This window comes from uncultured Methanobrevibacter sp. (assembly GCF_937898925.1).
Taxonomy (GTDB): Archaea; Methanobacteriota; Methanobacteria; order Methanobacteriales; family Methanobacteriaceae; genus Methanobrevibacter.
The window spans coordinates 1-5,952 of record NZ_CALDKF010000055.1 but is presented as its reverse complement, the minus strand read 5'-3'; the positions used below and the strand labels follow the sequence as shown (position 1 = coordinate 5,952).

Below are 5,952 nucleotides of genomic sequence, written 5' to 3'. Positions count from 1 at the left end.
GAGGAGAAAAGGTTCAGCTATTGTACTCCGATGAACAGTTCCATATACCAGAAAATCTCTATATTATTGGTTTAATGAATACTGCAGACAGATCCATTGCCATGATTGATTATGCATTAAGACGTAGATTTGCTTTCTTTGAATTGAAACCAGGATTCGATTCATCTGGATTTATCCACTACCAAAATGAAGTTGATAATTCTTCATTTAACAATCTGATTGATGTTATGAAAGATTTAAATAGCACAATTGAAGATGATGAAACCCTTGGAGAAGGGTTCCGTATTGGACATAGTTTCTTCTGTAATTTAAATGATGGTGAAGTAAAAGAAAAATTAAATTACATTGTTGAATACGAAATCATTCCTCTTCTTAAGGAATATTGGTTCGATGAACCAGATAAGGTTGAAGAATGGAGTGAAAAACTTAGAAACTCCTTAAAAGAATAGGCGAGTTATGTCCCCACCAATTAAAAACATCTACTATATGCTGAGCTATGCATTTTACAGTTTGAACTTTAAAGAGTATAAGAAGGTAGCTTCAGAAGAATTTGACAATATCTATGAGCTATTCAGTGAACTTCTTATAATTGCTCTCAATAAGCAGATCAAGCAAGGTCTTTATAGAGACTACATTGAAGTGGATGAAACAACCAGTTCCATCAGAGGAAAAATCAACATAACAGAGTCCATAAATGAACTTAATTTTATCAACAAGAAACTGAACTGTATATACGATGAGTTTTCCGTGAATAGTGACTTAAATAAAATAATAAAGACTACCTTAACTATACTTTTAAAAGCACCTATAACTAAAATACAAAGACGCGGTATAAAAAATATTCTTTTATACTTCCGTGATGTAGATACTTTAGATACAAATTCAATTAATTGGCAAATTCGCTATGATAGAAATAATCAGGATTACAGAATGATTATTGGAATTTGCAACCTTACTCTCAAGGGATTATTGCAGTCTGAGAAAAAAGGTGAGAAGAAGCTAATGGAATTCTTGGATAATCAGCTTATGAATAGATTGTATGAGAAATTCATTTTAAATTACTATAGAAAAGAACATAAATATTTAAAGGCATATTCTCCTCAAATAGAATGGCAATTGGATGATGATTTCAGTGAAATGTTGCCTCGTATGCAGACTGACATCACATTGGAATATGAGGACAAGATCTTGATTATCGATGCCAAATACTATTCAAACACCACTCAAAGCTATTTTGATACAAGAACCATTCATTCACATAATCTCTATCAAATATTCACTTATGTTAAAAACAAGGAAGTTGAAGTGGATAATGAAGTCTCTGGTATGCTATTGTATGCTAGAACTAGGGAAGAGATACAGCCAGACCATGATTATTCAATGAGCGGTAATAGAATAAGTGTTAAGACTCTTGACTTGAATCAGGATTTTGAAATGATTAAAAATCAGTTAGATAGTATTGTTGAGGATTACTTGAAAGCTTGATTAGTATTTTTTCCTTCTACCAACCACTCTACCAAATTGATTGTTCTCTTTAATCAAATCACCATCAATATAATACTTAGGCCTTCCATACATTCCTTCTCTTATATAGTTGCCGTCTATTCTATATGCTGGCCTTCCGAATTGATTGTTTTCCCTGATTATGTCTCCATCGATGTAGTATTTAGGCCGGCCGTACATTCCTTCAACTATAAAGTTTCCTTCTGTGGACACTGAAGGTTTTCCGAACATGCCCTCTACAATAACTTCTTTTCTATTTTCATCAGCTATTGTCTCATATGAATCATCATCTTCTCTTTCTGATTTAGGATAGTTTATTTGAGGATTGTTTTCCTTATATGTTTTGAGAGGGTCATAGTCAATGTAATCTTCTTCTTTCTCTTCAGTAGCTATTTTATTTTTCACTGGTGAGTTGATTCTTTCAAGGTAATCGTTATAGGATTCCCCTTCCCTTTTATTGTACTTGCTGTGGGATTCTTTTAGATAGTCTTTGTATTTCTCTTCGTGTTCAACTAATTTGGTTCCACACTTTATGCAGAACTTTTGATCTTTTTCTATTAGTTTGGCTCCACAGTTGAAACAGTAGTTCATGATTTATCCCCTCAAATATTATTTGGAATGATAATCTTTATATATTATTCCTACTTATTAAATGTAAGCTGTTTTTGATTGGTGGTGATATTATTATTCTTGAATGGTATGCTACATGGGTGAATCTTGCATTTCCTGTTTGCATATTTTTATTAGACTATTCTATGAAGGAATTGATTAGAGGTTTGGATGAAGATTTTGAGCATTATGGTTGGGAGGGGTATGGATTTAGATTAATGTTTTTTTTCATCCCAGTTAAAACATTAGCTTAAAGTATTTCTCATCTGGTTCCTCACCTATCTCTTCCAATGCAGCTTCCTTGAAGGAAATGTAGTCTTCATTTTCGCTGTCCATTTCGAGTAGCCTATTGGCAATTTTCAATGCCTCCTTATATTCTCTTTCCTTGTAGAATAGGTAACGGAGCTTAATGTAGAGGTAATCTTCATTGTCTGGATCGTATTCCAAAAGGCGGTCGAGTATTTTTAAAACGACCCTATGGTCAAGCTTGCTTAGATAGTCATATCCGCCATCGAATATGTCATAGACCTTTACCAATCCATAGAGATACTTTTCCCTGTTTAGAGGGTCTACCCTAAGCAAGGTCATGTATGCTTTGAAGTAATTGTTAATTCCCTCTTTCTTATGTTCTTCAGCATATGATGGGTCTATGTAATCTATGTGAAGTCCTCTTCTATACTCAAGGCACTTGTCTAGCTTTTGTGCATATGCTTCTAGTGATTCCAGTTCTATATTGCACTTTGGGCATTCCTCTTTTTCTTGGTATAGTCTGTTGCATTGAGGGCAGATTTTTATTTCTGTTTCCATGATTTTAGTTTATTTTTATTTAGTATAAAAATTGCTATTTTATTTCTTTTCATTTTTCTTTAAAATTTTTACAACAGTTCCAAGATACTATTTTCATTTTAATCACTTTTTTTAATTTTTTCTAAGAAGTCTTCTCTATTCTTAATAGCTATTTTTGATATTTTCTTATACTTTTCCACTTCATCTATGTAATCAACCAGTTCAATGTTTTCAAATCCCATACTTCTGAGTTTTAAATCAGTTTCCACGAATTCAAATCTCTTATGCAATCCTTTAATTTTTGGAACTCTAATTTTAATTTTATCTCCATCAACATGATCTTTCAGATAAGTTAAATTGTTTAAAAATAAGTCATAATCTCCTCCGGTGTATAATTCATATCTGGTTTTGTTCATGTCTTTGCAATCTACGTAAAAATAGTCGATAAGGTCTATTACATCTTTTAATGATTCCAAATCAGTTGATAGAGATGTTTCTAGATAGAATTTCCATTTGGTTGATTTGTATTTTTTTATAAACTCTTTAATAAATTCGTGTTGCAGTAGAGGTTCTCCCCCTCCAAATGATACTCCTCCACCAGTTGATAGAAAATAAATATTGTCCCTTTTCAGCTCTTCATATAATTGATCTACAGTTATGGATTTTGGCTGGAGTGTTCCATCCCATGTGTTAGGATTAAGGCAATAAGCACATCTTAAAGGACATCCTGCAGAAATTACAAGTGAAGTAATTCCATCCCCATCTGTATATGTTCTAAGCCTGGATATTGATAGAATATTGATTTTAGGAGTCATCAAAATCCCCCTCCACCTCATCTACATCATAGAAAAATTTTCGAACGATGTTTTGTCCAAATCTATGAGAGTAATCATTTGGACCCCATCCGAAATGTTCAAAAAGTTCGCTATCCTCTTCTAAAATAACTTCCACTTCTTCAAAAGGTTTTGAAGGACCAAAATCTCCAAAGGGTACAAACAAGTCTCCACATGTTAATTCAGTTGGTTCCATCTCTTCTAAGGGTAATATTCCTTCCAGTTCTATTTTTTCACCATTTGCTTGTTTTTTATTCAGTTCATTTTCCAGATATTCAAGCTCGCTTTCACATTTAGGACATGTTCCTGAGCAGTCTCCTTCGAATGTGCATTCTTCAATGTTAAATTCTATGTTGTTTTTGAGAGCTATTTTTTGTCTGATCTCATTTAAGAGTTCACATTTGTCTCTTCCATTCATAATTTACCCCCTTATAATGAAGAATTTAAAAAAAGTAGTGAAATTAAAATAAGCAATAAACCTTTTCACCCCTTCTTAAAATAATATTTGTTTTTAAAAATTATAAATCTTTTTATAATTCCTTTGGTTAATTTATAATTTTTCATAAAAAACTTGTATTTTGTTTATAAATAGTTATATATAGTTTATTTTTTAATTAGAGACTTGTAATTATTCATTTTTTAAAAATATTTATATAACTCCTTTTATATAATTAATATCATACTAATTCATTGTTTTTGAGTTTAATAATTTAAATACTTCAGTTGGAGAAATTGTAAAATAAATTTTATGAAAAGTATAAAATAAAAATAGTGAAAAACATAAAATTTATATTATGAAAAGTATAAAATAAATTTGATGAAAAGTATAAAATTAAACCTATGAAAAGTATAAAAAAGTGATTAAGATGAAAAAATATTTACCAAGATACACTGACCAGGAACTAAGGGAATCTTTAGAGTATATGGGTGCAGTGGTCATAACTGGTCCAAAGTGGTGTGGTAAGACCACAACAGCAAAGCAACAATGTAACAGTTTAATAGAACTTCAACATCCTGTAAATGGGAAATCTTATTTAAAGCTTGCAGATACCAATCCCTTAGAACTCCTAAAAGGGGAAAAGCCATTGCTTATTGATGAATGGCAGATGGCACCAGAGCTATGGGATGCCGTAAGATATTTGGTGGATGAATCAGACGAAGAGGGGGCATATGTTTTAACAGGTTCAACAACAGTTGACGAAAGTAAAATCAAGCATTCAGGAGCAGGCAGAATAAAAAGAATAGTGATGCGGCCAATGAGTTTATATGAAAGCGGTGAATCCACAGGAGAAATTTCATTAATGGACTTATTTGATGATGAGAATTTAAACATTGACGGTTTAAAATCAAATCTTTCAATAACTGATTTGATATTTGCCGCTTGCAGAGGTGGATGGCCGGAATCTTTAAACAAGAAAACCAGAAAGCAGCAATTGTCAATCGTATCTGATTATATAGATATAATATGCAATAGTGATGTTTCAGAGGTGGATGGGGTTAAACGTAATCCTCAAAGGGTAAAAGCGATTCTGAAGTCATATGCCAGAAACATTTCAACATTGGCAACTAAAAAAACACTCATGAAAGATATTAGGACTGAATACGAGGATATTTCATTGCCTACCTATAATTCTTATCTCAATGCTCTTGAAAGATTGTATGTAATCCAAAACATTCCTGCATGGTCACCCAACATTCGTTCTGCAAACACAATCAGAAAATCCTACAAAAAGGAATTTATAGACCCATCAATAGCAGTGGCAAGCCTTAACCTGACACCTGAGAAATTATTGAAGGACTTTGAAACCTTTGGGTTCATATTCGAAAACCTGTGCATACGTGACTTGCTGGTTTACTCAAGTTCTCTTAATGGAGATATATTATATTACAATGACGATAGTGGTCTTGAAGCAGATTGCATAATATATTTAAGTGATGGAAGGTATGCATTGATTGAATTCAAGTTAGGAAACAGGGAAATTGATAAGGGAGCTGAAAACCTGCTTAAATTAAAGAAATTGATTAAAAAAAGTGTTGAAAATAAAAAGATTGACTTAGAGGAGCCAAGCTTTTTAGCTGTCATAACCGGTGGTGAAATGGCTTACACCAGGGCTGATGGAGTGAAAGTCATTCCGATTGGTTGTTTGAAGTAGCTTTATATTATTTTTTTTATTTATTAGTCTATTTTCTTTAGTTTGGAATTTGCCATCCTAATATAAAA

7 protein-coding genes and 1 pseudogene are annotated in these 5,952 nt (G+C 32.3%); 4 read left to right on the top strand and 4 right to left on the bottom strand.

Annotated elements, in window-relative coordinates:
• Together Q0409_RS04225 and mcrC are read left to right on the top strand one after the other, a co-directional pair.
• Positions 1-449 (top strand): annotated as a pseudogene (locus tag Q0409_RS04225) (hypothetical protein); the annotation flags it as partial.
• Between the two features lie 7 nt (positions 450-456).
• Entirely contained in the window at positions 457-1,485 is a 1,029-nt protein-coding gene (gene mcrC / locus Q0409_RS04220; RefSeq protein ID WP_298535435.1) for a 5-methylcytosine-specific restriction endonuclease system specificity protein McrC, read from the top strand.
• Here mcrC and Q0409_RS04215 read toward each other — a convergent pair whose 3' ends face one another.
• Positions 1,486-2,094 carry a zinc ribbon domain-containing protein gene (locus Q0409_RS04215; RefSeq protein ID WP_298535433.1) on the bottom strand — a complete coding sequence of 203 codons (609 nt, stop codon included), beginning with the start codon at positions 2,092-2,094 and terminating at the stop codon, positions 1,486-1,488. It abuts the gene before it with no gap.
• Between the two features lie 74 nt (positions 2,095-2,168).
• Between Q0409_RS04215 and Q0409_RS04210 the strand changes: the two genes are divergently transcribed.
• Positions 2,169-2,366 (top strand): hypothetical protein, encoded by a 198-nt coding sequence (locus Q0409_RS04210; RefSeq protein WP_298535430.1) that lies wholly within the window; start codon positions 2,169-2,171, stop codon positions 2,364-2,366.
• Here Q0409_RS04210 and Q0409_RS04205 read toward each other — a convergent pair.
• The 3 genes from Q0409_RS04205 to Q0409_RS04195 form a co-directional block, all read right to left on the bottom strand.
• The gene (locus tag Q0409_RS04205; RefSeq protein WP_298535427.1) at positions 2,350-2,919 is read right to left on the bottom strand and encodes a lipopolysaccharide assembly protein LapB; all 570 of its coding nucleotides are present in this window, start codon (positions 2,917-2,919) and stop codon (positions 2,350-2,352) included. The genes Q0409_RS04210 and Q0409_RS04205 overlap by 17 nt on opposite strands.
• A gap of 98 nt (positions 2,920-3,017) precedes the next feature.
• The gene (locus tag Q0409_RS04200; protein ID WP_298535437.1) at positions 3,018-3,713 is read right to left on the bottom strand and encodes a radical SAM protein; all 696 of its coding nucleotides are present in this window, start codon (positions 3,711-3,713) and stop codon (positions 3,018-3,020) included.
• On the bottom strand, positions 3,703-4,149 hold the full coding sequence (locus Q0409_RS04195; RefSeq protein ID WP_298535424.1) for a hypothetical protein: 447 nt from the start codon (positions 4,147-4,149) through the stop codon (positions 3,703-3,705). Before Q0409_RS04195 ends, Q0409_RS04200 begins: the two co-directional genes overlap by 11 nt.
• A gap of 448 nt (positions 4,150-4,597) precedes the next feature.
• Between Q0409_RS04195 and Q0409_RS04190 the strand changes: the two genes are divergently transcribed.
• On the top strand, positions 4,598-5,884 hold the full coding sequence (locus Q0409_RS04190) for an ATP-binding protein (protein WP_298535420.1): 1,287 nt from the start codon (positions 4,598-4,600) through the stop codon (positions 5,882-5,884).
• Positions 5,885-5,952: the final 68 nt, after the last annotated feature.

Coding starts and splice junctions, on each gene's coding strand:
- mcrC (WP_298535435.1), top strand. CDS start 457: ATGTCCCCACCAATTAAAAACATCTACTATATGCTGAGCTATGCATTT.
- Q0409_RS04215 (WP_298535433.1), bottom strand. CDS start 2,094: ATGAACTACTGTTTCAACTGTGGAGCCAAACTAATAGAAAAAGATCAA.
- Q0409_RS04205 (WP_298535427.1), bottom strand. CDS start 2,919: ATGGAAACAGAAATAAAAATCTGCCCTCAATGCAACAGACTATACCAA.
- Q0409_RS04200 (WP_298535437.1), bottom strand. CDS start 3,713: ATGACTCCTAAAATCAATATTCTATCAATATCCAGGCTTAGAACATAT.
- Q0409_RS04195 (WP_298535424.1), bottom strand. CDS start 4,149: ATGAATGGAAGAGACAAATGTGAACTCTTAAATGAGATCAGACAAAAA.
- Q0409_RS04190 (WP_298535420.1), top strand. CDS start 4,598: ATGAAAAAATATTTACCAAGATACACTGACCAGGAACTAAGGGAATCT.